23 protein-coding genes are annotated in these 25,134 nt (G+C 59.0%); 18 read left to right on the top strand and 5 right to left on the bottom strand.

Annotation, left to right across the window (positions count from 1 at the left end; all coding sequences use genetic code 11):
- Positions 1-21: 21 nt before the first annotated feature.
- The 5 genes from panB (at position 22) to Q8L89_03625 (ending at position 3,274) form a co-directional block, all read left to right on the top strand.
- Positions 22-816, top strand: a complete 795-nt coding sequence (gene panB / locus Q8L89_03645) for a 3-methyl-2-oxobutanoate hydroxymethyltransferase (GenBank protein MDP1708142.1) — start codon at positions 22-24, stop codon at positions 814-816.
- Positions 817-827: 11 nt separating this feature from the next.
- Positions 828-1,700, top strand: a complete 873-nt coding sequence (gene panC, locus Q8L89_03640) for a pantoate--beta-alanine ligase (GenBank protein MDP1708141.1) — start codon at positions 828-830, stop codon at positions 1,698-1,700.
- 37 nt (positions 1,701-1,737) lie between these two features.
- Positions 1,738-2,118: an aspartate 1-decarboxylase gene (locus Q8L89_03635; GenBank protein MDP1708140.1), complete on the top strand. Its 381-nt coding sequence runs from the start codon at positions 1,738-1,740 to the stop codon at positions 2,116-2,118.
- Positions 2,119-2,198: 80 nt separating this feature from the next.
- Positions 2,199-2,831 (top strand): hypothetical protein, encoded by a 633-nt coding sequence (locus Q8L89_03630; GenBank protein ID MDP1708139.1) that lies wholly within the window; start codon positions 2,199-2,201, stop codon positions 2,829-2,831.
- A 92-nt stretch (positions 2,832-2,923) separates the two neighbouring features.
- On the top strand, positions 2,924-3,274 hold the full coding sequence (locus tag Q8L89_03625) for a TfoX/Sxy family protein (protein ID MDP1708138.1): 351 nt from the start codon (positions 2,924-2,926) through the stop codon (positions 3,272-3,274).
- Positions 3,275-3,302: 28 nt separating this feature from the next.
- On the opposite strand, the gene Q8L89_03620 is transcribed toward Q8L89_03625, so the two are convergent.
- From Q8L89_03620 to glgA, 3 genes are all read right to left on the bottom strand, one after another.
- Complete coding sequence (locus Q8L89_03620; protein ID MDP1708137.1) at positions 3,303-4,160, bottom strand: PA4780 family RIO1-like protein kinase; 858 nt, start codon at positions 4,158-4,160, stop codon at positions 3,303-3,305.
- 54 nt (positions 4,161-4,214) lie between these two features.
- Positions 4,215-7,025: a phosphoenolpyruvate carboxylase gene (ppc, locus tag Q8L89_03615; GenBank protein MDP1708136.1), complete on the bottom strand. Its 2,811-nt coding sequence runs from the start codon at positions 7,023-7,025 to the stop codon at positions 4,215-4,217.
- A gap of 105 nt (positions 7,026-7,130) precedes the next feature.
- Positions 7,131-8,603, bottom strand: a complete 1,473-nt coding sequence (gene glgA / locus Q8L89_03610) for a glycogen synthase GlgA (GenBank protein MDP1708135.1) — start codon at positions 8,601-8,603, stop codon at positions 7,131-7,133.
- Positions 8,604-8,723: 120 nt separating this feature from the next.
- On the opposite strand from glgA, the gene gnd reads away from it, so the two are divergent.
- The 4 genes from gnd (at position 8,724) to Q8L89_03590 (ending at position 13,096) form a co-directional block, all read left to right on the top strand.
- Positions 8,724-9,662, top strand: coding sequence for a decarboxylating 6-phosphogluconate dehydrogenase (gene gnd / locus Q8L89_03605; protein ID MDP1708134.1), 939 nt, complete (start codon positions 8,724-8,726; stop codon positions 9,660-9,662).
- The gene (zwf, locus tag Q8L89_03600) at positions 9,655-11,166 is read left to right on the top strand and encodes a glucose-6-phosphate dehydrogenase (GenBank protein ID MDP1708133.1); all 1,512 of its coding nucleotides are present in this window, start codon (positions 9,655-9,657) and stop codon (positions 11,164-11,166) included. Before gnd ends, zwf begins: the two co-directional genes overlap by 8 nt.
- A gap of 82 nt (positions 11,167-11,248) precedes the next feature.
- The gene (pgi, locus tag Q8L89_03595; protein MDP1708132.1) at positions 11,249-12,889 is read left to right on the top strand and encodes a glucose-6-phosphate isomerase; all 1,641 of its coding nucleotides are present in this window, start codon (positions 11,249-11,251) and stop codon (positions 12,887-12,889) included.
- Positions 12,890-12,910: 21 nt separating this feature from the next.
- Positions 12,911-13,096, top strand: a complete 186-nt coding sequence (locus tag Q8L89_03590) for a hypothetical protein (protein MDP1708131.1) — start codon at positions 12,911-12,913, stop codon at positions 13,094-13,096.
- Positions 13,097-13,103: 7 nt separating this feature from the next.
- On the opposite strand, the gene Q8L89_03585 is transcribed toward Q8L89_03590, so the two are convergent.
- On the bottom strand, positions 13,104-14,510 hold the full coding sequence (locus Q8L89_03585) for an amino acid permease (protein MDP1708130.1): 1,407 nt from the start codon (positions 14,508-14,510) through the stop codon (positions 13,104-13,106).
- 288 nt (positions 14,511-14,798) lie between these two features.
- Between Q8L89_03585 and trxB the strand changes: the two genes are divergently transcribed.
- From trxB to Q8L89_03565, 4 genes are all read left to right on the top strand, one after another.
- Positions 14,799-15,764, top strand: coding sequence for a thioredoxin-disulfide reductase (gene trxB / locus Q8L89_03580; protein MDP1708129.1), 966 nt, complete (start codon positions 14,799-14,801; stop codon positions 15,762-15,764).
- Positions 15,721-18,102, top strand: a complete 2,382-nt coding sequence (locus tag Q8L89_03575) for a DNA internalization-related competence protein ComEC/Rec2 (GenBank protein MDP1708128.1) — start codon at positions 15,721-15,723, stop codon at positions 18,100-18,102. Before trxB ends, Q8L89_03575 begins: the two co-directional genes overlap by 44 nt.
- 74 nt (positions 18,103-18,176) lie before the next feature.
- On the top strand, positions 18,177-20,249 hold the full coding sequence (locus tag Q8L89_03570; GenBank protein ID MDP1708127.1) for a carbon starvation CstA family protein: 2,073 nt from the start codon (positions 18,177-18,179) through the stop codon (positions 20,247-20,249).
- 1 nt (position 20,250) lies between these two features.
- On the top strand, positions 20,251-20,433 hold the full coding sequence (locus tag Q8L89_03565; protein ID MDP1708126.1) for a YbdD/YjiX family protein: 183 nt from the start codon (positions 20,251-20,253) through the stop codon (positions 20,431-20,433).
- A 55-nt stretch (positions 20,434-20,488) separates the two neighbouring features.
- Here the strand turns inward: Q8L89_03565 and Q8L89_03560 are convergent, their stop codons facing one another.
- Complete coding sequence (locus Q8L89_03560; GenBank protein ID MDP1708125.1) at positions 20,489-20,995, bottom strand: hypothetical protein; 507 nt, start codon at positions 20,993-20,995, stop codon at positions 20,489-20,491.
- A 303-nt stretch (positions 20,996-21,298) separates the two neighbouring features.
- Here Q8L89_03560 and Q8L89_03555 point away from each other — a divergent pair, with 303 nt between their 5' ends.
- From Q8L89_03555 to Q8L89_03535, 5 genes are all read left to right on the top strand, one after another.
- Positions 21,299-22,624, top strand: coding sequence for a replication-associated recombination protein A (locus Q8L89_03555; protein MDP1708124.1), 1,326 nt, complete (start codon positions 21,299-21,301; stop codon positions 22,622-22,624).
- 9 nt (positions 22,625-22,633) lie between these two features.
- Positions 22,634-23,008 (top strand): fluoride efflux transporter CrcB, encoded by a 375-nt coding sequence (gene crcB, locus Q8L89_03550; protein ID MDP1708123.1) that lies wholly within the window; start codon positions 22,634-22,636, stop codon positions 23,006-23,008.
- Positions 23,009-23,063: 55 nt separating this feature from the next.
- Positions 23,064-23,411, top strand: a complete 348-nt coding sequence (locus Q8L89_03545; GenBank protein ID MDP1708122.1) for a hypothetical protein — start codon at positions 23,064-23,066, stop codon at positions 23,409-23,411.
- Positions 23,412-23,416: 5 nt separating this feature from the next.
- The gene (gene serS / locus Q8L89_03540) at positions 23,417-24,712 is read left to right on the top strand and encodes a serine--tRNA ligase (protein ID MDP1708121.1); all 1,296 of its coding nucleotides are present in this window, start codon (positions 23,417-23,419) and stop codon (positions 24,710-24,712) included.
- Positions 24,713-24,806: 94 nt separating this feature from the next.
- Complete coding sequence (locus tag Q8L89_03535; protein MDP1708120.1) at positions 24,807-25,067, top strand: YfhL family 4Fe-4S dicluster ferredoxin; 261 nt, start codon at positions 24,807-24,809, stop codon at positions 25,065-25,067.
- Positions 25,068-25,134: the final 67 nt, after the last annotated feature.

Here is a 25,134-nt window from a genome sequence, read left to right as displayed (position 1 = left end):
CCTCTGTATGACGGGGGCGTTATGAAGCCGGTCACATTGACCACGCTGCGCGAGATGAAGCCGCGCGGCGAAAAGATCGCCTGCCTCACCGCCTACGACGCGAGCCATGCGGCTGTGCTGGACAGTGCCGGCGTCGATCTCATCATGGTAGGCGATTCGCTCGGTATGGTGATTCAGGGTCATGACAGCACGCTGCCCGTCACGCTGGCCGACGTGATCTACCACACCCGCTGCGTGCGGCGCGGCAGCCGGCGGGCGTTTGTGGTTGCCGATCTTCCCTTCATGAGCTATGCCAGCAGTGCGCAGGCGCTGGGCAACGCCGCGCGCCTGATGCAGGAGGGCGGCGCGCAGATGGTGAAGCTCGAAGGCGGCGCCTGGCTCGCCGACAGCGTGAGCGCGCTGACGCAGCGCGGCATGCCCGTGTGCGCCCATCTCGGCTTGCTGCCGCAGTCGGTGCACCAGCTTGGCGGTTATCGGGTGCAGGGGCGCGACGCCGACAGCGCGCAAACCTTGCTGGCCGATGCGCGCACGCTGGAGCAGGCGGGCGCGGGCTTGCTGGTGCTGGAGTGTGTGCCGGGTGCGCTGGCGCAGCAGGTGGCACAGGCACTGACAATCCCCGTGATCGGCATCGGCGCGGGCGCGGGCTGTGATGGTCAGGTGCTGGTGCTGTATGACGTGCTGGGCCTCAGTGCCAAGCCGCCGCGCTTCGCCAAAAACTTTCTTACCGGCGTGGCCGGTATTCCCGCTGCGGTGGCGGCCTATGTCAGCGCGGTGAAAACGGGCGAGTTCCCGGCCGCCGAACACGGCGTGCAGTAGCAAGCCTTGTCATGCGTGTGATCAAGACGATCGCCTCCCTGCGTGGGGAACTGGCCGAGTGGCGGGCGCGGGGCGACCAGATTGCCTTGGTGCCGACCATGGGCAATCTGCACGAGGGCCACCTGCGGCTGGTGGATGAGGCCAAAAGCTGCGCCCAGCGGGTGGTGGTGAGTATTTTTATCAACCCCTTGCAGTTCGACGACCCTAACGATTTCAGCGCTTATCCAAGCACGTTTGATGAAGATCGCAGCAAATTGGACAAAAATGGCGTAGATATCGTATTTTTTCCTGAAGTTACCGAAATGTATCCGCAGGGCATGCAGCACCACACCAGCGTCACGGTGCCGGATATCTCCGACATCCTGTGCGGGGCGCACCGGCCCGGCCATTTCCGTGGGGTGGCAACGGTGGTGCACAAACTGCTCAACATCGTGCAGCCCGATGTCGCCCTTTTTGGCGAGAAGGATTACCAGCAACTGCAAGTGATCCGGCGGATGGTGCGTGATCTGGCGCTACCGGTCGACATCGTCGCCGTGCCCACTGTGCGGGAGCAGGATGGACTGGCTCTAAGCTCACGCAACAGCTATTTGACTGCGGACGAGCGCCGGCACGCCCCGCGCCTGTATCAGGTGCTGATGCAGGTCAAAGGCCGCATCGAGCAGGGCGCGAGCGACTTCCATGCGCTGGAAAATGACGCCCTGATGGCCTTGCAGCAGGGCGGGTTCCGCCCCGAGTACGTCAGCGTGTGCCGCGCGGACAACCTCGCCCCCGCCGGGCCTGAGGACACAGACCTCGCCATTCTCGCCGCCGCCTGGCTGGGCAAGGCCCGCCTGATCGATAGCCTGCAGGTGGCCTTGCCGCCTGTGGTGCAAGATCGGGTATAATACCCAGCCTGCTCGTCCTTTCCAGGCGGAGATATCCATGCAGTACACCCTCCTCAAGGCCAAGCTCCACCATGCCCGCGTCACCCACTCCGAGCTGGAGTATGAGGGTTCATGCGCCATTGATGGCAAGCTGCTGGCGGCGGCGGGCATCCACGAATACGAGCAAATCCACATCTACAACGTCGCCAACGGCGAGCGCTTCACCACCTATGCCATCCGCGCAGAGGACAACTCCGGCATCATCTCCATAAACGGCGCCGCCGCCCACAAGGCCAACCCCGGTGATCGCGTGATCATCGCGGCCTACGCCGTCCTCAACCAGCACGAACTCGCCAACTTCCACCCCACCCTCGTCTACCTCAACGAACACAACCGCATTACCCACTGCCGCAATGCCATTCCGGTGCAGGTGGCCTAGGCAGGCGATGGGTTGCGCTTGGGCTCTATCCAACCTGCACGTTATCCTACGCACTCTCCGCGTGTGATTAGATTATGTATGTGAATGATTTTGCGCCTTGGCTGGCAACCTTGATTGCAGCTTTTGCTGGGGCTTGGTTTGCTTTTTACCTGCAAGACAAAAAGGAGTGCCGTAAGGAACGGAATCAACGGGTGTCATCCATTAACCAAGCTTTGTTTACCCTGGCAAGACAATACAGAGCCTTGTGCAATATGAAGGAGGATTTAGATGCCTTTAAGGACGACAATCTTCGTTTCGTAAATGCGCCAGCCCTCACTACTAACGATTCCCAAGACATTAGGGTGAAAATTGATAATCTTCATTTCTTGCTTGAGTCATCAAATCCAAACTTGCTTATGGAGGTAACGCTTGAACAAGAGAGGTTTGAGATGGCTCTTAAAGCGATCCAGCTTAGGAGTGATTTTCACATCGGAGAATTGCAGCCTGTTTTCGTGAGTCTTGGGATAAAGAATGGAGTGCCAATTAGCCTAGATGAGATTTCCCAGAAGCTAGGGCCCAGGTTGGTGGGTACGTTACGAAACCAAACAGATCAGATGTACAGCAATGTATACGAAAGCTGTGGATCAACTCTTGATGTGTTAAACAAGCTTAGAACCTTCGCCAAACAGACTTTCCCTAAGGATAAGTTTATTGGAGTAGCTAGTGCATCATAACCCTGTGTTCAAGCTGACCCTTTATCAGCGCGGGATGAGTGAGGTACAGCGCGACCTCTCGCAATCGATTGGGGCGAACGTCTCGGCTAATCATGCCGGTACGCAATGAATTTGTTGAGTTTGTGCTGGAGCAGCTGGCACCGCTGGGTAGCGTGAGTGCGCGGGCGATGTTTGGCGGGCACGGGATTTACCAACGCGACACAATTTTCGCGCTCATACTCGAAGACAGATTGTATTTCAAAGTCGATGACCTTAACCGTGCTGAATTTACGGAGCGCGGACTGGGGCCGTTCACCTACACCGCGCGTGGCAAATTGACCACCATGAAGTACTACGAGGCACCGCCGGAGGTATTTGAAGAGCCTGAAGCCATGTTGAGTTGGGCGCAACAGGCGATTAACGCGGCGTTGCGCATTGAGCGGGGTAAACGCAAGGCTAAATAATAGTGCACATTCCCTGGGTGCATAAATCCTACTGTTGCTGCATGCGCTGAAGATAGCGTTGCCGTTCCTCTTCGGCCTCCTTGATCGCGGCGTCAATTTCCCGCATGACACCCTTCACATCCGCCGGCTTCTCGCTGCGCGCGAAGCGACCGGTCAACTCGATCTCCGGGCGCAGCTTGCCGCCCTCGTAGTGTGCCCAGATCTCCATGGCATAGTCGGTCGTCAGCAGCTCGGGCGCAAAACGGCCAAAGTAGGTGGCCAGATTATTGATGTCGCGCTCGAGCATGCTGAAGGCACTGTTGTTGCCTGCGGCGTTAATGGCCTGCGGCAGGTCGATGATGACGGGCCCTTCGGTGCCGACGAGCACGTTATATTCTGATAAATCGCCGTGCACGAGACCGGCGCAGAGCATGCGCACCACCTGCGTTATCAATATGCCGTGGTATTCGTGCGCTTGCTCTGCTGTCAGCACCAGTTCATTGAGCCTCGGGGCGGCTTCGCCATGGGCGTCGGTCACCAGTTCCATCAGCAGCACACCCGCATGGAAGTGATAGGGCTGTGGCACACGCACGCCAGCGGCGGCGAGACGGTACAAGGCATCCACTTCGGCGCTTTGCCAGGCGTCTTCCTGTGCCTTGCGACCATAGCGGGTGCCTTTCTCCATGGCACGGGCACGACGGCTGCTTTTCATCTTGCGGCTTTCGGTGTAATGGGTGGCCTGACGAAAGCTGCGTTTGTTGGCCTCTTTGTACACCTTGGCACAGCGGATGTCTTCGCCACAGCGCACCACGTAGACCATGGCCTCCTTGCCGCTCATGAGCTGACGCACGACCGTGTCGACCAGACCATCCTCGACCAGCGGTTCAATTCTTTTGGGGGTCTTCATGGCGTAGCGCGTGCTGTGCGCGTGAAGTATTTGGAAAAGTTAATCTGCAACAGGCTAACCGGTATTGCGCATGCCAGCTGCGATGGCGTTGATGGAGCGCAGCAGCGGGGCGAGCCAGCGGTGGCGCTCGGGTTCGCTGAGTTCTTCATTTCTGGTACGCCTGAGCAGTGTGACCTGGATCGCGTTGAGCGGGTCGAGATAGGGATTGCGACGTGAGAGTGAGAGCGCGAGCGGCGGGTTTTCCTCAATCAGCGATTCGGCGCCGACGACTTTCAGTATCTCGCGTATCGTGCGGTAGTATTCGGTGCGGATAAGTTCGTAAATATGGTCGGCTTCACTGCGGTTACTGCACAGGTCGGCGTAGTCGCGCGCGATATCCATGTCGGCCTTGAACAAGGCCATCTGGGTGTTGCTGAGCAGGGCGCGGAAAAACGGCCAGTCACGGTACATGGCCTGCAGCATGGCGAAGCGTTTCGGGTCGCCGCCGTGCCAGCTTTCGAGGGCCGTGCCGATGCCATACCAGGCGGGCATGGTGTGGCGCGACTGCGCCCAGCCAAACACCCAGGCGATGGCCCGCACGGAATATTTTGAGCGATCGCCTTTCTTGCGGTGCGAGGGCCGCGAGCCGATGTTGAGCTGGCCGATTTCGTTGATGGGTGTGGCTTCGTAAAAATAGTCGCTGAAGCCGGGTGTGGTTTCGGTCAGATCGCGGTAGCAGCGCTCACCCAGTTCTGCCAGTTGCTGCATGATGGCAAGGTATTCCGGATTATCCACCGCAGGCGGGTGTACCTGTCCACGGCTGGCCTTGAGCAGGCCGGTAGCGCCGACGGAGAGTTCGTATATGGCGGTTTCGCTGTTGCTGTATTTATACGACACCATTTCGCCTTGCTCGGTGAATTTGATCTGGCCGTGCACCGTGCCTTCCGGCTGTGACAGGATGGATTCGTGGGTCGGGCCGCCGCCGCGCCCGATGGTGCCGCCGCGTCCGTGAAACAGCAGGCATTCGACACCGTGCCGGGCGGTCAATGCGGTAATTTTTTTCTGCGCTTCGTACAGGCTCCACGACGAGGCGAGTATGCCGCCGTCCTTGCAGGAGTCGGAGTAACCCAGCATCACCTCCTGTAGATTGCCGGAAGCCTTGAGCAGCGCGCTATAGGTACGGTTGGACAACAGCGCCTCCATCACCGGCTCGATGTGGGCGAGGTCGTCGATGGTCTCGAACAAGGGGGCGACGCGAATGTCGCAATACCAGCCCTGATCGCGGTAACCGGCGAGGTCGGCCTGCCGCGCGAGCAGCAACACCTCAAGTACGTGGCTGGCTGAACGCGTCATGGAGATGATGTAGCTGCCGAAGGCCTCGGGGCTGGTTTCCACGCGCATGCGCGCCATGACGTTGAAGACTTCCAGTGTCTCGCGGGTTTCGGCGCTGAGGTTGGCCTGCTGGGTGAGACAGTCGGATTGTGCCAGTGCGCGCCCCAGCAGTTTGATGCGCTCGTCTTCGGACAGGGCGTCGTAATCAATGGCCTGTGATTGGGTGGTGAAGAGTTCAGCCACTGCCTGTGTGTGGCGCGATGACTCCTGACGGATATCGAGCGACATCAAAAAGAAGCCGAAGGTTTCGACCAGGCGGATGAGGTCTTGCAGCCCGCTCATGGAGATGTTGTAGTCGCCGTGGCTGATGAGTGAATCGCGAATCAGGTAAAGATCGGCGAGAAATTCTCGCTCGGAGGAGTAGGCGGCTACCGCCAGAGGCGCATCAAAATCACCTTCCAGTCGCTTTTTCACCGCACGCAGGTTGTACTCCAGACGATGGTGCATGATGTAGAGTTTGCGCCGGTAAGGCTCATGACTGGTGCGCTCATGGTCGCCGCCAAACATGGAGGGCGCGATGCGTTTGTCGGTCTTGAAGCTTGCAAGCAGCTCGGCGGAAGGGGCGCTGAGGTGGCTGGAGTGGGTCAGTACCCGGCTCAAGGCAGACAGCCGTGAGAGGTATTCCAGCAATACCACCCGCGCCTGCATGCGCAGGGCGAGTTCCGTGGTTTCGGGTTTTACGTTGGGGTTGCCGTCGCGGTCGCCACCTACCCAGGATCCAAAACGCAGGAAGCTCGGCACATGGATTTGCCGGGCTTGTTCGTTGCCCTTGGTATAGGTGCGCTGGATGGCATTTTCCATGTAGCGGTAGACGACGGGCACGGCCTGAAACAGGCTCTCGCGGAAGTAGAACAGACCGTTCTGGATTTCATCGACCACCTGCGGACGGTGCACGCGCACCTCGTCGGTCTTCCACAGTATCTGAACCTGTGCTTCCAGCAGTTGCGTGATTTCGTAACGTTCGCTTTTGGTAAGGCGGTGTTCGTTCAGGCGTTCGCTGGTGAGAAAAATACGCCGTAACGCCTCCATGATGGTCTGACGCTTGGATTCCGTGGGATGCGCGGTGATGACCGGAATGAATTGCAGGCGATCGAGAAGTGTTTGCAGCTGCTCTGCAGTGACGCCCTGAGAGCAGAGCTGGCGCAGGGCATGATCGAACGAGCCGACCCAGAGTGTACCGCCCGCCCGCACCTGGGCGCGGCGCAGGCGATGTTGAAACGCCTCTTCCGCGATGTTCACCAAGCTGAAGTAAGTGCTGAAGGCGCGCACGATATGGGTGACGAATCCCGGATCGAGCGCGTCAATGAGTTGGGCGAGGCGGCGGCGCTTGAGCGGGTTGTCCTTGGTGCGCAGGCCGATGTAACCCTTGCGCAGCGTCTCCACCATTTTGAGCGCGCGCTCGCCTGCCTGCGCACGCAGCACATTGCCGAGCAGGGTGCCCAGCAGTTTGACGCGTGCGCGTAACTCCTTGTCGTTATAACCCTGGCCGGCCATTCGTATTCCTGTTGTTCAGTGTAGTGTCGCGTTATTCGAGCCGCGGCAGGGGGCGATATCGGCGCTCAAGCCCGCACACAACAAAGCGCATCATTATAACGATAATTACACAGGAGCGGGCGTGCCACGGTCGGCCAGTGCCTGACGGTATACCTCGAGGTAGGCATCTGTGCTGCTGCCCCAGCTGAAGTCCTGCTGCATGCCGCATGCGACTACCTTACGCCATTGCACAGGCTGATGGTACAGGGCCAGCGCGCGCTGGAGCGCATGCAGCAGGGCCTCGGGCGTGGTGGCGTCGAACACGAAACCGGTGGCAGTACCACTCTGGAGATGTCCCGGGGTGGCGTCTACTACGCTGTCAGCCAGTCCCCCGGTGTGGCGTACGATGGGCACGGTACCGTAGCGCAGACTGTAGATCTGGTTCAAGCCGCAGGGCTCAAAACGGGATGGCATGAGAAACATGTCGGCCCCGGCCTCGATGCGGTGTGCCAACTCCTCGCTGTAACCGATGTATACGGCGATCTGGTGCGGATGGCGTCTGGCGATCTCGAGCAGTACCTGCTCGAATTTTTTCTCACCGCTGCCGAGCACGGCGAGTTGTACCGGTTGCTGAAGCAAGCTCGGCAGTATCGCCAGCAGCAGGTCGATGCCTTTTTGCTCTACCAGGCGGCCAATCATTCCCAGCAGGGGCACGTCGGCTGTATGCGGCAGGCCCATGCTGCGCTGCAGTGCCCGCTTGTTGACAGCCTTCAGGTGCAGCGAGTGGATGTCATAGGGTTTTTCGATAAATGCGTCATGTGCGGGCTCCCACTGCGTGTAGTCGGCACCGTTCAGAATGCCCGTCAGACGTGTAGCGCGGAATGCCAACAGGCCCTCCAGTCCATAGCCGAGCTCGGGCGTCTGTATTTCACGGGCGTAGGTCGGGCTCACGGTGGTGAGGCGATCGGCGAATGCAATGCCGCCCTTGAGGAAGGACAGGCGGCCATAAAATTCGAGTCCTTCAGACCCCCACAGCGATGCTGGTAGTGCGAGGGTGGGAAACACAGCGGCCTCAAACTGGCCCTGGTATGCCAGGTTATGGATGGTGAAGACGGTGGCGGGGCGTACGGTTTCATGTTGCAGTAGCGCAGGAACCAGGCCGGTTTGCCAGTCGTTGCAGTGCACAATATCGGGTTGCCAGCCGAGGCCGGCACGACCACAGGCGATCTCAACGACGGCGCGCGCAAACAGTGTAAAACGGGCCGCGTTATCCGGCCAGTCTATGCCCTCGGTGTCACCGTAGGGCCCACCCTCACGATCAAAATACGCAGGCGCATCGACGAGCCAGAGCGTGATGCCACTGTCCGTCATTTTCCCCTCGAGAATGCGTACGGGTTCGGTGAACCCGGCGAGCTGTAGCGTGGCGATGGGTTTCAGCTGGCCCGCGCGCGCAATCGCCTGCCGGTAGGCGGGCATGATCAGACGTAGCGTACGCAGGTGTGGTTGCAGTGCGCGGGGTAGGCTGCAGGCGACATCCGCCAGCCCGCCGGTCTTGATCAGGGGATGCGCTTCGCTCACGGCAAATAGTAGATGGGTCATGGTGCAGGTCTGGGCTGGTAGATTAGAAGCTGGAGGTGTAGTGTGGCATGATTATCGCATAAACATGAGGTTGCACAGTTATTTGCAGTATGTTTCCAGCATGGAGCTGACATCATGACGATCAGAATTGCATTGGCAGGGTTGGGCAAGATGGGCGCCAACATGGCGCGACGCCTGTGCCGGGGCGGTGTCGAGGTGGTCGGTTTCAACCGTAGTCACGACATTGTCCAGCGCCTGGCACGTGAGGAAGGCGTGGTTGCGGCGCAGTCGCTCGACGATGCCGTGCGCAAACTTTCTGCGCCGCGTGTGGTGTGGCTCATGCTGCCAAGCGGTGCCCCGACCGAGCAGGCAATTTTCGATCTTATACCGCTGCTGGAGCAGGGTGACATCATCATCGACGGTGGTAACTCCAATTACCATGACAGTGAGCGCCGTGGCGTGCTGCTGGCGAAGCACGACATCGCCTTCATCGATGCCGGGACATCGGGTGGCGTCTGGGGACTGGATAACGGTTATTGCCTGATGGTGGGTGGCAGCATAGAGGCGGTCAGAATGGTCGAACCGGTGCTCAAGGTGCTGGCCCCCGCGCCGGATCGAGGCTGGGCCCATGTTGGGCCGATCGGTGCCGGCCACTTTGCCAAGATGATTCATAACGGCATTGAGTACGGCATGATGCAGGCCTATGCCGAGGGGCTGACGCTGCTGCACGGCAAGAGCGAATTCAATCTCGACCTCGCGCAGATCACCGAGTTGTGGCGTCACAGCTCCGTGGTGCGCAGCTGGTTGCTCGACCTTACCGCAGATGCCTTGAACAAACGCGACGGCAAAAGCGTGGAGCAGTTGTTGGAACAATTTTCATCCGAGGTGCAGGACTCCGGCGAGGGCCGCTGGACTGCCATCGAGGCTGTGGACCAGGGCGTCGCCGCACCGGTGATGACCCTCTCATTGCAGATGCGCTTTGCGAGCCGAGACGGTGGTTATGGCAATCGCCTGCTGTCACTGATGCGTAATGCCTTTGGCGGTCACGTTGCGCCTGAGGCAGGGAAAAAGCATGATTGAGCCCTGCACATTTGTCATTTTTGGCGCGACCGGCAATCTGTCGCAAAACAAGCTGCTGCCCGCACTCTACCACCTGGAGGCAGCGTCGCGCCTTCCTGAGGGGACGGCGATCGTGTGTTTTGGTCGGCGCGAATGGAACACCGAACAGTGGCGGGAAGAGGTGGCGACACTGCTGAAGACGCGCGTGCGGGGCGGAATCGATGAGGAAGTGTTCACCCATTTTTGCGCACGGCTGCATTATTTCCAGGGCGATATGACGGATGTCAAAACCTTCCAGCGCCTGAAGGATATGCTGGAGACGGAACATCACTTTCCGGAAAACAAGGTGTTTTATCTTGCGATCCGTCCCGCCGAATACGGCGCCGTGAGTCAGCACCTCGCCAGCGTTGGCCTGCATGAGGAGGACGGCGGCTGGCGGCGGCTGGTGGTGGAAAAACCCTTCGGTTACGATCTCGAAAGCGCGCAGACGCTGGAAGAGCGCTTGCACCGGAATTTTTCCGAACAGCAGATCTATCGCATCGATCACTATCTGGGCAAAGGCACGGTGCAGAACGTGCTGGTATTCCGTTTCGCCAACATCATGCTTGAGCCGCTGTGGAACCGCAACTACATCGATCACGTCCAGATTACACACTCGGAAACCAACGGTATTGATGGCCGCGCGGAGTATTACGACGGCGCAGGCGCCCTGCGTGACATGTTGCAAAGCCATCTGCTGCAAATGCTGACGCTGGTGGCGATGGAGCCACCGGCCAACATGGACGCAGAGTCATTGCGCGATGAGAAGGTCAAGGTGCTGAAATCCATACGTCCCATACCGCAAAGCGCGGTGCACGCGCACGCCTTTCGTGCACAGTATGCCCGTGGCATGGTGGGGGGGAAGAAGGCTGCTGGTTACACGGATGAAAAAGGCGTGGCGGCCGGCAGCTCAACGGAGACCTATGCGGCACTCAAGCTCTATATCGACAACTGGCGCTGGCGTAACGTGCCGTTTTATGTGCGTACCGGAAAACGCATGGCGAAGCCGACGTCCAGCATTGCCATACGCTTCAAGCACGCGCCGCAAATGCTGTTCCGGGAGACCATCACAGAGCAGGTGAGGCCCAACTGGGTGTTGCTGGGGATACAGCCGGAGGAATGTCTGAGGGTCGAGATTCAGGCCAAGTTGCCGGGCCTCAAGATGCACACCCACACCGTGAGCCTGGACGCGAGCTACCGACAGGAGTTCGAGGCACAGCTTGATGCCTATGAGGCATTGCTGCTGGATGTCATTGAAGGCGATCACTCGCTGTTTCTGCGTTATGACGAGGTGAGCTGGGCCTGGCGGGTAGTGGATCCGATTCTCAAGACATGGTCGATGGAACGCGACTTCATTCATACCTATCCTGCAGGTAGTTGGGGGCCGGGCGAGGCCAACCGGTTGTTCGAGCGTGAATACCAGTGCTGGCGTAATGACATCAGTCTCGCAGGCGAGCCTGGTGGTGACCCGGGGTGCATGTACTGAAGGGGGCGCGAAAGGCATGCTGCGGTATAAAGCCTGGCTTTAGGTGTAGAATCCATAAGGCATATTCCGGAGAGCTAATCACGTGAGCGCACTGACACAGTCCAGGGCCTGGCAGGCGTTGCAAGCCCATTACCCCGTACTGGCGCGGGTTCACATGCGCGACCTGTTTCAGGAGGATGCGCAGCGCTTCAACCGGTTTTCGCTCAGCGTCAACGATATCCTGCTGGATTATTCCAAAAACCGCATTACCGAGGAAACGTTACGGTTGCTGCTTGATCTCGCGGCGCAGGCCGATATCAAGACGTGGTCGGAAAAGATGTTTTCCGGCGACAAAATCAACGTGACTGAGAACCGGGCCGTATTGCACGTTGCACTGCGCAACCGCAGCAACCGCCCTGTAGTTGTTGATGGCGAGGACGTCATGCCTGACGTGAACGCGGTGCTTGCGCACATGCAGAAATTCACCGAGGCAGTGCGTAGCGGCGAGTGGAAGGGTTACAGCGGCAAGGCCATCGCCGACATCGTCAACATCGGCATCGGAGGCTCCGATCTCGGGCCGAAGATGGTGTGTGCAGCGCTTACGCCCTATGGCAAGGCGGGTCTGCGCATGCACTTTGTCTCTAACGTAGACGGCACGCACATGGCCGAGACGCTGAAGGTTGTTAACCCCGAGACTACGCTGTTTATTGTTGCCTCCAAGACCTTCACCACGCAGGAGACGCTCAGCAATGCGCATACGGCGCGCGCGTGGTTTTTGAAGATCGCCAAAAGTGAGGCGGCGATTGCCAGACATTTTGTGGCGGTTTCGACCAACGCGGGCGAAGTCGCCAGTTTTGGTATCGATACCGCAAACATGTTTGAGTTCTGGGACTGGGTGGGTGGACGCTACTCGCTGTGGTCGGCCATCGGCCTGCCTGTTGCGCTCTATATCGGCATGGAGAATTTCGAGGCCTTGCTGGCGGGCGCGCATGAGATGGACGAGCATTTCAGATCTGCGCCGCTGGAGCAAAACATGCCAGTGATCCTGGCGCTACTCGGCATCTGGTATAACAATTTCTTTGGCGCGCAGACCCAGGCCATTTTTCCCTATGACCAGTATTTATGCGAGTTCCCGGCCTATTTTCAGCAGGGTGACATGGAGAGTAACGGCAAGGGCGTGACACGTGACGGCCATCACGTGGATTATGCGACCGGCCCTGTGCTCTGGGGCGAACCCGGCACCAACGGCCAGCACGCATTTTATCAATTGTTGCATCAAGGCACCAAGCTCATCCCGGCCGATTTCATTGCACCGATGGAAACGCATAACCCCATCGGCGAGCACCATCGTATTCTGCTGGCCAACTTCTTTGCCCAGACCGAGGCGCTGATGCGGGGTAAAACCGAGGCCGAGGCGCGCGCGGAGCTGGTGCAGCAAGGCTTGCAGGGCGAGGCGCTGGAGAGCCTGCTGCCGCATAAAATATTTCCGGGTAACAAGCCCACCAACTCCATCGTGGTGAAAAGAATCACCCCCCATACGCTGGGTGCGCTGATTGCGCTTTATGAGCACAAGATTTTTGTGCAGGGCGTAATCTGGAATATCAACTCCTTTGACCAGTGGGGCGTGGAGCTGGGAAAACAACTGGCGCAGAGGATATTGCCGGAGCTGACGTCTGCTGCCAGCGTCACGACCCATGACTGCTCAACCAATGGCTTGATCAATTACTGCAATAAATCCCTGTAATCTAACAGTCAGGAGGCGCGCATGAACTCGGACAACCCCACGGAAGTAGTGGTCACGGACATCAGCATGAGTTTCTGGTCCATGGTGGTCTTCATGGTCAAGTGGGTGATTGCTGCGATCCCGGCCTTTCTCATCCTGATGTTTATCGGTGCTGTTTTCTCCTGGCTGTTTGGCGGCCTGTTTATGATGGGCAGGCATTCCTTTTGAAAGTACTCTACGGCGCTTCTTTTGCCAGCTGGCTGTTGTGCATGGAGTAAGTGAAGTAAACGGCCAGGCCAATCAGCAGCCACACGCCGAAGCGCTGCCAGGTGATGAGCGGCAGGAAGGCCATCAGTGTTCCGCAGAAGATTATGCCCAGAATAGGTATGACCGGGTGCCAGGGGCATTTGAACGGACGCAATAGACCGGGTTCGCGGGCACGCATCATAATTACAGCGATGCACACGAACACAAACGCTGCCAGCGTGCCGATGTTGGTCAACTCGGCCAGATCGCCCAAGGGCACAAGCCCGGCAATGGTGGCGATGAGCAGTCCGCACAGAATAATGACGCGCACCGGTGTGTGAGTTTTCTTATGTACCTCGCTAAAGAAGATCGGCAACATACCATCGCGCGATATGGCAAATAAAATGCGAGTGAGACCGTAGTACAGCACCAGCATCACCGTGGTGAGACCCGCAAGGGCGCCGGTGGCGACCAGGCCTGAGGCCCAGTTGATGCCGAGCAGTTGCAATGCATGCGCTACCGGCGATGAGACGTTCAGTTCTTTATAGGAAACGATACCGGTGAGCAGGCCTGATACCACAATGTAAATTACGGTGCAAAATACAAGCGAGGCGATGATGCCGATGGGTACGTCGCGTTGTGGGTTTTTCGTCTCCTCGGTGGCGGTGGTGACGGCGTCGAAGCCGATGTAGGCAAAGAATACGATAGCTGCACCGGTAAGCACACCCACGGATTCACCGGTGGCGCTGGTGCCACTCCAGCCGAAGGGTATGAAAGGATGCCAGAGATCTGGGTTGACGTGAAACACTGCAACGCCGATAAACACGGCGATGGTGAGGAGTTTGACGAACACCAGCGCGGCGTTGAACTGGGAGCTCTGTTTGACGCCGATGGCCAGCAGTACGGCAAGCAGCATGACAATGGCAGCGGCAGGCAGGTTAATGAGGCCGCCTTGCGAGGGTGCTTGAGTGAGGATGTCAGGCAGAGGGTAGCCTATGGCCGTGAGCGCATTGTTGAAATAGCCGGACCAGCCGTTGGCGACGGCCGCAGTTGCTACGCCGTATTCCAGTATCAGAATCCAGCCCACCATCCAGCCCAGCAGTTCTCCCATTGCAGAGTAGCAGTAGCCGTAGGCGCTGCCACAGCCACCGAGGCTGGCTGCGAGTTCAGCATAGGCCAGCGCGGCGAAGGCGCAGGCGGTGCCCGACACCATGAATGATAGCACCACGGCAGGCCCGGACTTGGTGGCGGCGGCGATGCCGGTGAGCACGAAGATGCCGGTGCCGATGATCGCGCCAATCCCGAGCAGTGTCAGGTCGAACGCGCTCAATGATCGCTTCAGGCCGATGTTGCAATAAGCATCCGACGAGCTGGGTTTGGTGCGGAATATCTGCATTGCTACCTCTTATTTATAGTGGATGCCAGCGGCCAGCAGTCACGATTGTAGGCTGGCGTCCAGCGTATTGGAAGGCTGTGATGCAATGACAGCCCCGGGTTTCCCGTTTACTCAGAAGTCACAAGGTAAGGCTGCACTACTCCATAGTGTGACTCCTGAGTAAGCACCCTGTTTAGTCTACCCCCACCCTGTCCCGCCCCCTAAACAGGGGGCGGGATATAGCGGGAAATGTAGTCTTACTTACTGACTTATGAGTATCATGCAACTTTTTCCGGGAACGGTGACCTCATGTCCAGCGTTAAACACAGCCGCCTGCTGATTCTGGGCTCTGGCCCGGCGGGGTACACTGCCGCGGTATATGCTGCGCGCGCCAATCTCAAGCCGGTGCTCATCACCGGTCTCGAGCAGGGTGGGCAACTGACGACGACCACCGATGTCGATAACTGGCCCGGTGATGTGCACGGCCTGCAGGGCCCGGCACTGATGGAGCGCATGCGCGAGCACGCAGAGCGATTCAATACCGAGATCGTGTTTGACCACATTCACACCACAGACCTGAAGCAGCGGCCGTTTCTTCTGACCGGTGATGCGGGCCAGTACACCTGTGACGCACTGATCATCGCCACCGGCGCATCGGCGATGTATCTCGGCCTGCCGTCCGAAGAGGCATTCAAGGGGCGCGGTGTCTCGGCTTGCGCGACCTGTGACGGATTCTTTTATAAAGGCCAGCGGGTCGCCGTGATCGGCGGGGGTAACACGGCGGTGGAAGAGGCGCTGTACCTGTCCAATATTGCCGAGCACGTTACCATCGTGCACCGGCGTGACAAGTTCAAGGCGGAAAAGATACTGATCGACAAGCTGAACAAAAAAGCTGCGGAGGGTCGTGTCGATATCGTCTGGAACAGCACGCTGGATGAAGCTTTGGGCGATGACAGTGGCGTGACCGGCATGCGCATTAAAAACGTGGCGGATGAGAGTCGTCAGGATATTGCCGTGAACGGTATCTTTATCGCCATAGGGCACAAGCCGAACACGGCAATTTTCGAGGGCCAGCTCGACATGAGCAACGGCTATATCCAGGTGCAGAGCGGCATTACCGGCAACGCTACCGCCACCAGCGTGCCGGGTGTATTTGCAGCGGGTGACGTGGCCGATCACGTGTATCGGCAGGCCATCACCTCGGCGGGCTCGGGCTGCATGGCGGCGCTGGATGCCGAGCGCTATCTGGAAGCACTGGAAAACTCACAGGCATAGTCGCGCCCTGACCCGGCCATTACACCCGGTCCCCGGATACCGCACGCTGTGGTGCGATCTGCGCCTGCACGCGCTGGCCTTTTTGCTCGGCATCCTGCTGGTGCAGCAACTGCCGGTGCTGCCTGCGCTGGTGTGGTCTGTCCTGCTGATCCCCTGTCTGTTGTTGGCGGTCTACAGCCGTGTCTGGCTGCTGCCCGCATTTTTTGTCGCGGGCAGCGTCTGGGTCACGCTGATCAGCGGCGCTCTGCTGGCGGATCATCTGCCCAAAGAACTGGAAGGGCGTGATCTCTGGGTAGAAGGCTACGTGGCGGACGTGCCCAAGGGCATGGAGCACGGCACGCGCATTGAATTCGATGTGCAACGCGCCACGCTCGACGGTGCGCCGGTGGTGCTGCCGCGCAAGATTCGCCTCAATGTGCGCGGCGAACGGCAGTTACGGCTGGGTGATGAGTGGGGTTTGTGGGTACGGCTCAAGCGCCCGCACGGTTTTCGCAACCCCGGCAGCTTTGACTACGAAGGTTATCTGTTTCACGAGCGTATCCGCGCTACCGGTTACGTGAAGGACAAGCCGCCGCCGCAGTTGCTGAACTCCAATCCTTATAACTATCCGGTGGGACGCTTTCGCCAGTATCTCGGCGAGCGCATCCATGCAGCGCTGGTGGATAACGATTTCGCAGGCGCCATCACGGCCTTTGCCAATGGCGACCAGAACAGCGTCACCGACGCGCAATGGCGTGTGTTCCAGCGCACTGGCACCACCCACCTGATTGCCATCTCCGGCATGAACATCGGTCTGGTATCCGGCATTGTATTTCTGCTGGTGCGTTGGCTGTGGTCGTGGACGGGCTCCGGGGTGTTGCGTCTGCCGGCGCAAAAGGCCGCTGCCGCCAGTGCGCTAGGCGCTGCACTGTTTTATGCCGCACTGGCCGGTTTTGCAATACCGGTTCAGCGTGCGCTGATCATGTTGACCGTGGTGTTGGGGGCATTGCTGCTGCAACGCAATGTACGCTCCTCGCATCTGCTTGCCGTGGCGTTACTCGCCGTGCTGCTCTACGACCCGCTGGCGGTCATGGCGCCGGGGTTCTGGCTGTCGTTTGGCTCAGTGGCGGTGATTCTGCTGGTGGTGCAGGGGCGTGCGGGCGAGCAGCGCTGGCGGGTGTGGGGCCGGGTGCAGTGGGCGATTACGGTTGGGCTGTTGCCGCTGTTGCTGCTGTGGTTTCAACAGGCGTCACTGGCCGCACCGCTGGCCAACCTGCTGGCTATTCCCGTGATAGAAATCGCCGTGATCCCGCTGACCCTGCTCGGCATCGTGTGCCAGGTGTTGCTGCCCGATGTTGTCGCCGCGAGTTTGTTTCAGCTCGCCGCCTGGTTCATGGCTCAACTGTGGCTGGCGCTGGAGGCGATGGCGCGCTTTGACCAGCTGCAATGGCTGCAACCCGCGCCGCCGCTGTGGGCGCTGATCAGTGCGGCCATCGGCGTGTTGTGGTTACTGTTGCCGCGCGGCTGGCCGGCGCGCTGGGTGGGCGCGGTGTGGCTGCTGCCGATGTTGCTGGTGCGGCCCGCCGCACCGTCGCCGGGCGAGGCCTGGGTGACATTGCTGGATGTGGGGCAGGGGCTGGCAACGGTGGTGCGCACGCACGCGCACACGCTGGTGTTTGATACCGGCGCGCGTTTCAGCGTCCGGTTTGATATGGGACGTGCGGTGGTGGCGCCTTATTTGCGCGCCACCGGCGTACGCAAACTCGACACACTCATTGTCAGCCATCAGGACAACGACCATATTGGTGGTGCGGCCTCGCTGCTGGAGCAATACCCTGCGGACCGCACGCTCTCCAGCGTGCCTGAACGCCTGCCCGCTGCAGGCCCGTGTGTCGCGGGTGAGAGTTGGCGTTGGGATGGAGTGGAATTTACCGTGCTGAATCCGCTCACGGGGAACGCACGCCGCAATGACGCCAGTTGCGTGCTGATGGTAACAACCGCGCACGGCAAAGTGTTGCTCACGGGTGACATCGAGGCAAAAGCGGAGAGGGCGCTGATGGCGCACTGGGGCGAACAACTGCGCGCCGATGTGCTGGTGGTGCCGCATCATGGCAGCAAGACCTCGTCCACAGTGGCCTTTATAGATACCGTCCGCCCGCGCTATGCGCTGATCCCGGCAGGTTACCGCAGCCGTTACCGCCATCCGCATCCAACCGTGGTACAACGCTATGCAGAGCGCAACATTACACGCTACAACTCGCCTGAACATGGCGCGATACAGGTCACGCTGGATGCGGGCGGGGTGAAGCTTGCGGGTTATCGCCAGCAGGCGCAGCGCTACTGGTCGGCGCATGAGTGAAAGGGGCGCATGCGCTTTGCTCCGTGTGCCGGGTCTGGTAGATTGGGCGCGAAGCAAAGCAACGAGGCCAACCCATGTGGAATAAAAGCATAAGAGTCCTGATCTGGCTGCTGGTCGCCATGATCGGCGCTGCGGCAGTGGGCGGTATCGCGCTCAATCGCGGCGAGTCGATCAATGCGATCTGGTTCATCGTCGCGGCGGTGTGCGTCTATGCCATCGCCTACCGCTTTTACAGCGCATGGATTGCGACCAAGGTGCTGGTGTTTGATGACACCCGCGCCACACCGGCCGAACGCCTGAATGACGGGCGGGACTACGTGCCGACCAATCGCTGGATTGTGTTTGGCCACCACTTTGCCGCCATTTCGGGGCCGGGCCCGCTGATCGGGCCGACGCTGGCGGCGCAGTTCGGTTATCTCCCCGGCACGCTGTGGATACTGTTTGGTGCGGTGCTGGGCGGCTGCGTACAGGACATGGTCACCCTGTTTTTCTCCACCCGCCGCAACGGCCGAAGCCTGGGCCAGATGGCACGTGATGAACTGGGCAGGATCGGCGGTGCGGCGGCGCTGATCGGCACGCTGATGATCATGGTGATACTCATCGCCGTGCTGGGGCTGGTGGTGGTGAATGCGATGAAGCACAGCCCGTGGGCCACCTCGACGGTGTTTGCCACCATTCCGGTGGCGGTGCTGATCGGCCTGTATATGCGCCACCTCCGCCCCGGCCGCGTGCTGGAGGGTACGGTTATCGGTGTGGCGCTGCTGCTGTTTTCCGTCGTCGGCGGCGGCTGGATAGATCACAGCGAGACGCTGCGCGGCTACTTCGATATGGACGGGCTGAGCCTCGCCTGGTTTGTGATCGGCTATGGCTTTCTCGCGGCGGTATTGCCGGTCTGGCTGCTGCTTGCGCCACGCGATTATCTGTCCACCTTCATGAAGCTCGGCACGGTGCTGCTGCTCGCCGTTGCCATCCTGCTGTTGCAGCCCGAGGTGAAAATGCCGGCGCTGACCCAGTTCATCGACGGCAGCGGCCCCATCTTCGGCGGCACACTGTTCCCGTTTGTATTCATTACCGTCGCCTGCGGCGCCATCTCCGGCTTCCATGCGCTGATTGCCTCCGGCACCACGCCCAAACTCATCGCCAACGAACGTGATATCCGCATGATCGGCTACGGCTGCATGATGCTGGAATCGTTTGTTGCCATCATGGCGATGATCGCTGCCACAGTGCTGGATCCCGGCATATTCTTCGCCATCAACAGCCCGGCGGGTGTGGTCGGCAAGGAAGCGGCGGAGGCCGTGGCGACCATATCGTCATGGGGCTTTGCCGTGACCGTCGAGCAGATGAACGAACTGGCCCGGCAGATGGGCGAGGCGACCCTGTTCGCCCGCACCGGCGGCGCGCCGTCACTCGCGGTGGGCATGGCCAGCATCTTCGGCAGCGCCTTCGGCAATGGCCTGCTCGCCATGTGGTACCACTTTGCCATCATGTTTGAGGCGGTGTTTATCCTCACCACGCTCGACGCCGGTACCCGCGTGGGGCGCTTCATGCTGCAAGACCTGCTCGGCAATATCTGGGAGCCGATGGGGCGTACCTCCTGGTACCCGTCGGTACTCGCCACCAGTGCCGCCATTGTCGCGGCATGGGGCTACTTTTTATATATCGGCGTCATTGACCCCAATGGCGGTGTCAACATCCTGTGGCCGCTGTTCGGCATGGCCAACCAGATGCTCGCCGGTATAGCGCTGTCTGTGGTTACCGGCATCCTGATCAAATCCGGCAAGTTGAAATATGCCTGGGTGACTGCCGTGCCGCTGGCGTGGATAGTCACGGTGACCACCAGCGCGGCATGGGAAAAAATCATGAGCGACGACGTGCGCATAGGCTTCTTTGCGGCGGCCAACGACATGGCGCAGAAGCTGGCGGCCGGGCTGCTGCCGCCCGACAAGGCCGCCGTCGCCCCGCACCTCATCTTCAATCAGCAACTGGACGCCTGGTTGACGCTGTTTTTTGTGGTCGTGCTGTGGGTCGTGGTGCTCGACATGGTGCGTATTGCGTGGCGTCGCATCAATGGCAAGGCGGTACTGCCGAGCGCCGAGGCACCACATATCCCGAGTCGGTTAGTGGAAGACTGGGTGAGGGACTGACATGTTCAGGTGCAAACTTGTTGTATTGATAAATGCTATCCGCGAGCTCAGCGGGGATGATGCCTATGAGCGTTATCTGGTTCATCACGCCGAGGCCCATCCGGACACACCGCCACTGGATAGGGGTGCCTACTTCCGGCAGGAGCAGGATCGCAAGTGGACGGGCATACGGCGGTGTTGCTAGTCAGAGAAGGCCCCTTCCCCAAAGAATTTTCCTGATTGCTTGACTATTGCAGCAGTTAGTTAGTGCGCTCAATTTTGAGATCACCCAACTCTTTTGGGACTGTAGTAGACCAAATAAAATGATCCTTGGCAAATTGTTCCTGAAACTCCGGAAATTTATTCATCCATTCTGCAATGTACTTGTACGTAACATTTGATAGCCCGTTTGCATCCCTCGCAAGCTCATTTGAGAAGACAGTGATTGTCTGAAACGCGCTATCATCATTGGGTAATCCATGCTCCGTCCCCCAGCGATGAATCAGAGTGTGTCTGCGTTCGATAAGATCCACCAACTTGTTCTCAAACTCCTGCGATACGTCGACGTAATTCCGAAGCTCCGTCAATAGAGTTTTCATCGGAGGTTTCGAGAAGTTCTTCTCTAGCGGTGTTATCTCACTTAGGGCAGCGGCGGATTGGTGTTTGAACGCCAACCGTACGCACATGGCAAATAGCATCTCTAAAGATTGACAGGCCATCACAGCCAATCCAATCGAAGCATGCGCCTGGAATTGTGCGTCACTCATAGAGCGGGCTAACGGTGCGCAGTAGTAGCAGAGCAGCAGGGGCAGACCTTACATTTGACATGCTCGCCTCCGGGCGGAAATGGGATGCTGAGATAACGTTTTAACCTCTTACCTTGTGCTCCATAATCTATACCATCAATTTGTAAAATGCTAACAGGGTAGATGCTGGCTGCTTTGGCTATTTAGCGGCTGTCCGTGACTTGCTTTTTGCCCCCATCATGGCCTTTGTGCTGGAATGGGGGAGAGAGGGCAAAGCTGTTGTAAACTATTGAAGCAGGCAAACTACAGCAGATGTTTCAAATTATGACTAATAACGACCCCAGCCGCCCACTTGCTGACCGCATGCGGCCTCAGCGGTTGGAGGATTTCTGTGGCCAGTCACATCTGCTCGGCTCCGGTAAACCGTTGCAGCTGGCCATTGCATCCGGCCATGTGCACTCCATGGTGTTCTGGGGGCCGCCGGGTACCGGCAAGACCACGCTCGCGCGCCTGATTGCAAAAACATCCAACGCGCAATTCCTGAGCCTCTCGGCTGTGTTGGCGGGGGTGAAGGATATCCGCGAAGCCGTCGTCAAGGCAGAACAGGCGCGCGCACTGGGTCAGAGTACGGTGTTGTTTGTCGACGAAGTGCACCGCTTCAATAAATCGCAACAGGATGCCTTTCTGCCGTATGTGGAAAACGGCACCTTCACCTTTATCGGCGCGACCACGGAAAATCCGTCGTTCGAGCTCAACAGTGCCTTGTTGTCACGCGCCCGTGTGTATGTGCTGAAGGCGTTGCAGCCATCTGATATCCGGCAGGTGGTGGAGCGTGCGTTGTCCGACCCGGAGCAGGGGCTCGGCGGGCAGCAACTGGAGATGGCGGAAGCATTGCGCGACCGGCTGGCGCTGGCCGCTGACGGCGATGCGCGTCGCGCTTTGAACCTGCTGGAGATTGCCGCTGATCTGGTTGAGCCGCAGGATGGGCAGGCGGTCATCACCGAAGAGCTATTGAATGAAGTTCTGAGTGGCGGCAGCACGCGCCGCTTCGACAAATACGGCGAGGCGTTTTACGACCAGATTTCCGCGCTGCATAAATCGGTGCGCGGTTCCGCACCCGATGCTGCACTGTACTGGATGGCGCGCATGCTGGATGGTGGTTGCGATCCGCTCTATATCGCGCGGCGGGTATTGCGCATGGCGAGTGAAGACATCGGCAATGCCGACCCGCGTGCGCTCACTATCGCCCGCGAGGCGTGGGATGTATTGGAGCGGCTGGGTAGCCCCGAGGGTGAGTTGGCGCTGGCGCAGGCCGTGGTTTATATGGCGTGCGCCGCCAAGAGCAATGCCGTTTATACGGCATTCGGTGCTGCACTGCGTGACGCGCGCGAACAGGGGTCGCTGGAAGTGCCGCTGCATCTGCGCAATGCCCCCACCCGCTTGATGAAGGAGCTCGATTACGGCAAGGATTACCGCTACGCCCACGATGAGGGCGAGGGCTATGCCGCAGGCGAGCGGTATTTTCCGGAGGCACTGGGCAGCAAAATCTATTATCATCCTGTAGCACGCGGGCTGGAAATCAAGATCGCCGAGAAATTGGCCCATTTGCGTGCACTTGACCGGCAAGCGCCCGATACCAGGAAAAAATAGGCAGATACCGTGACACAAACACTTGCCATTGCCGCAGGCGGCGCACTGGGCTCGGTGCTGCGCTTCTGGATGTCCGGCTGGACACACGGACTGCTGGGGCGTGGCTTCCCTTATGGCACGCTGCTGGTGAATGTGCTGGGGTGTTTGCTCATGGGTGTGTTGTTTGTGTGGCTCACCGAGCGCGTGAGTATGGCGCCCGTCTGGCGTGCCGGGCTATTAATAGGTGTGTTGGGCGGGTTTACCACCTTTTCTGCATTTTCGATGGAGACGCTTAATCTGCTGGAGGAAGGTGCGCAGGTAAAGGCGTTGTTCAATGTCGTGTTAAGTGTAGTCGTATGTCTGGGTGCCACATGGATTGGCATGACCGTCGCAAGACAGCTATGAAGATTCTTGCGGTACAAATTCAAGATGATCGTATCAATAGCCTGAGGATCCGTATATGCATGCCCTCGAAGTCATAGTGTTGCGTATTTATCTTCCCGATGACAAGGAACATCTGGATCGGGTGCTGAGTGCAATTGAAAGTTTCCACCCGGGTGGCGACGTGATTGTGCACGAGCTTAACCCGGCCTTCGACCGGAACGGTTACCGCATCAAGGTGGGTACGGAGCGTATGCTGATGGTTGAATACACCGAAGAGAGCTGCCGCGCCAAGATTTTCGTGGACGCCTTTCACGATGTCATTAAGCCCGGCAGAATCATCGGCAGCAGTGTCTATATGTGTGCCGGGGAAGAGGAAGAGGAAGGTGAAGAGCCGACTGAAGCCAACGGAGAGAAAGAAAGCTAACCGCCATGCTGGATCCGCGTTTTTTGAGAAGTGAGCTGGAGACAGCGGCACAACGGTTGGCGACACGGGGTTTTGTGCTTGATGTGGCACAGCTCAGCGCGCTTGAGGCCGAGCGCAAGCAGGTGCAGGTCGAGGCCGAAAGCCTCCAGGCCGAACGCAACGCCAACTCCAAGGCCATCGGCAAGGCCAAGGCGACGGGCGAAGATGCCACGCCGTTGTTGCAGGCCGTTGCTGATCTGGGCGACAAGCTGAAGCAGGCAGAGACCGGGCTTGCGGAAATACAGTTGCGGCTGGAGATCAAGCTGCTCGATATTCCCAATCTCCCGCATGACTCTGTGCCCGTCGGCAAGAGCGAGCACGACAATGTGGAGCTGCGTCGCGTTGGCGAACCGAAGCAATTCGACTTCACGCCCAGGGATCACGTCGATCTGGGTGCTGCACTGGGGCAGATGGATTTCGACGTTGCCGCCAAAATCAGCGGCGCGCGCTTTGTGACCCTCAATGGTCCGCTCGCGCGGTTGCAACGTGCGCTGACGCAATTCATGCTGGATGTGCATACAGAGGCACACGGTTATACGGAAACGTACGTGCCGTATATCGTCAACGCCGACAGTCTGCGCGGTACGGCACAACTGCCGAAGTTCGAGCAGGATCAGTTCGCACTCAAGGGTGAGCAGGACTATTACCTGATTCCCACCGCCGAGGTGCCGCTGACCAATCTGGTGCGCGATACCATCATTGAGGCCGATTATCTGCCGCGCAAGTATGTCGCACACACCCCGTGTTTCCGCAGTGAGGCGGGGTCGTACGGCAAGGACACGCGCGGCATGATCCGCCAGCACCAGTTTGAGAAAGTGGAGCTGGTGCAGATCGTGCGGCCGCAGGATTCCTTTGCGGCACTGGAGGAGCTTACCGGCCACGCCGAAACCATCTTGAAAAAGCTGGGGCTGCCTTACCGCGTGGTCGCGCTGTGTACCGGTGACATGGGGTTTGCCGCCGCCAAGACTTATGACCTCGAGGTCTGGCTGCCGAGCCAGAATAAATACCGTGAAATCTCCTCGTGCAGCAATTTCACCGATTTTCAGGCGCGTCGGCTGCAGGCGCGCTGGCGTAATCCGGAGACGGGCAAGCCGGAGCTGGTACATACCGTGAACGGTTCAGGGCTGGCGGTGGGCCGCACGCTGGTGGCGATCATGGAAAATTGTCAGGACAGCCACGGCCATATTCATGTGCCAGAGGTCTTGTGGCGCTATATGGGTGAGGATGCAGCCCATGTCATCAAGCCCGCAGCCGCGACGTAGCTGCGCGCGGGGCAGACCAATTGTTGATCAAATTGATCAGGTATAGTATCGTATCTGCCCCCGAGTGAAGGACAGGCAGGCGTGAGGTTGTGTCATGGCGTTAATGATTACCGATGAATGCATCAACTGCGATGTGTGTGAGCCTGAATGTCCGAACGGCGCCATCTCGCAGGGTGCCGAGATTTATGTCATCGATCCGGGGTTGTGCACCGAGTGTGTGGGGCATTTCGACACGCCGCAATGTGTTGAGGTGTGCCCGGTGGACTGTATCCCGCTCAACCCGGATATCGTCGAGACCAAAGAGCAGTTACTGGAAAAATATACCGTACTCATGGCCCAAAAAGCCGCCAGCTGATCAATCGGCGTTGGTCGTCCCGCTTAACAGCATGTAAAATCACGGGAAGCGTGCGAACGCAACCTGC

The sequence above is a fragment of the Gammaproteobacteria bacterium genome (assembly GCA_030680605.1).
In the GTDB taxonomy this organism is placed as follows: Bacteria; Pseudomonadota; Gammaproteobacteria; order SURF-13; family SURF-13; genus JAQBXX01.
This window is presented reverse-complemented; position numbering and strand designations above follow the sequence as displayed.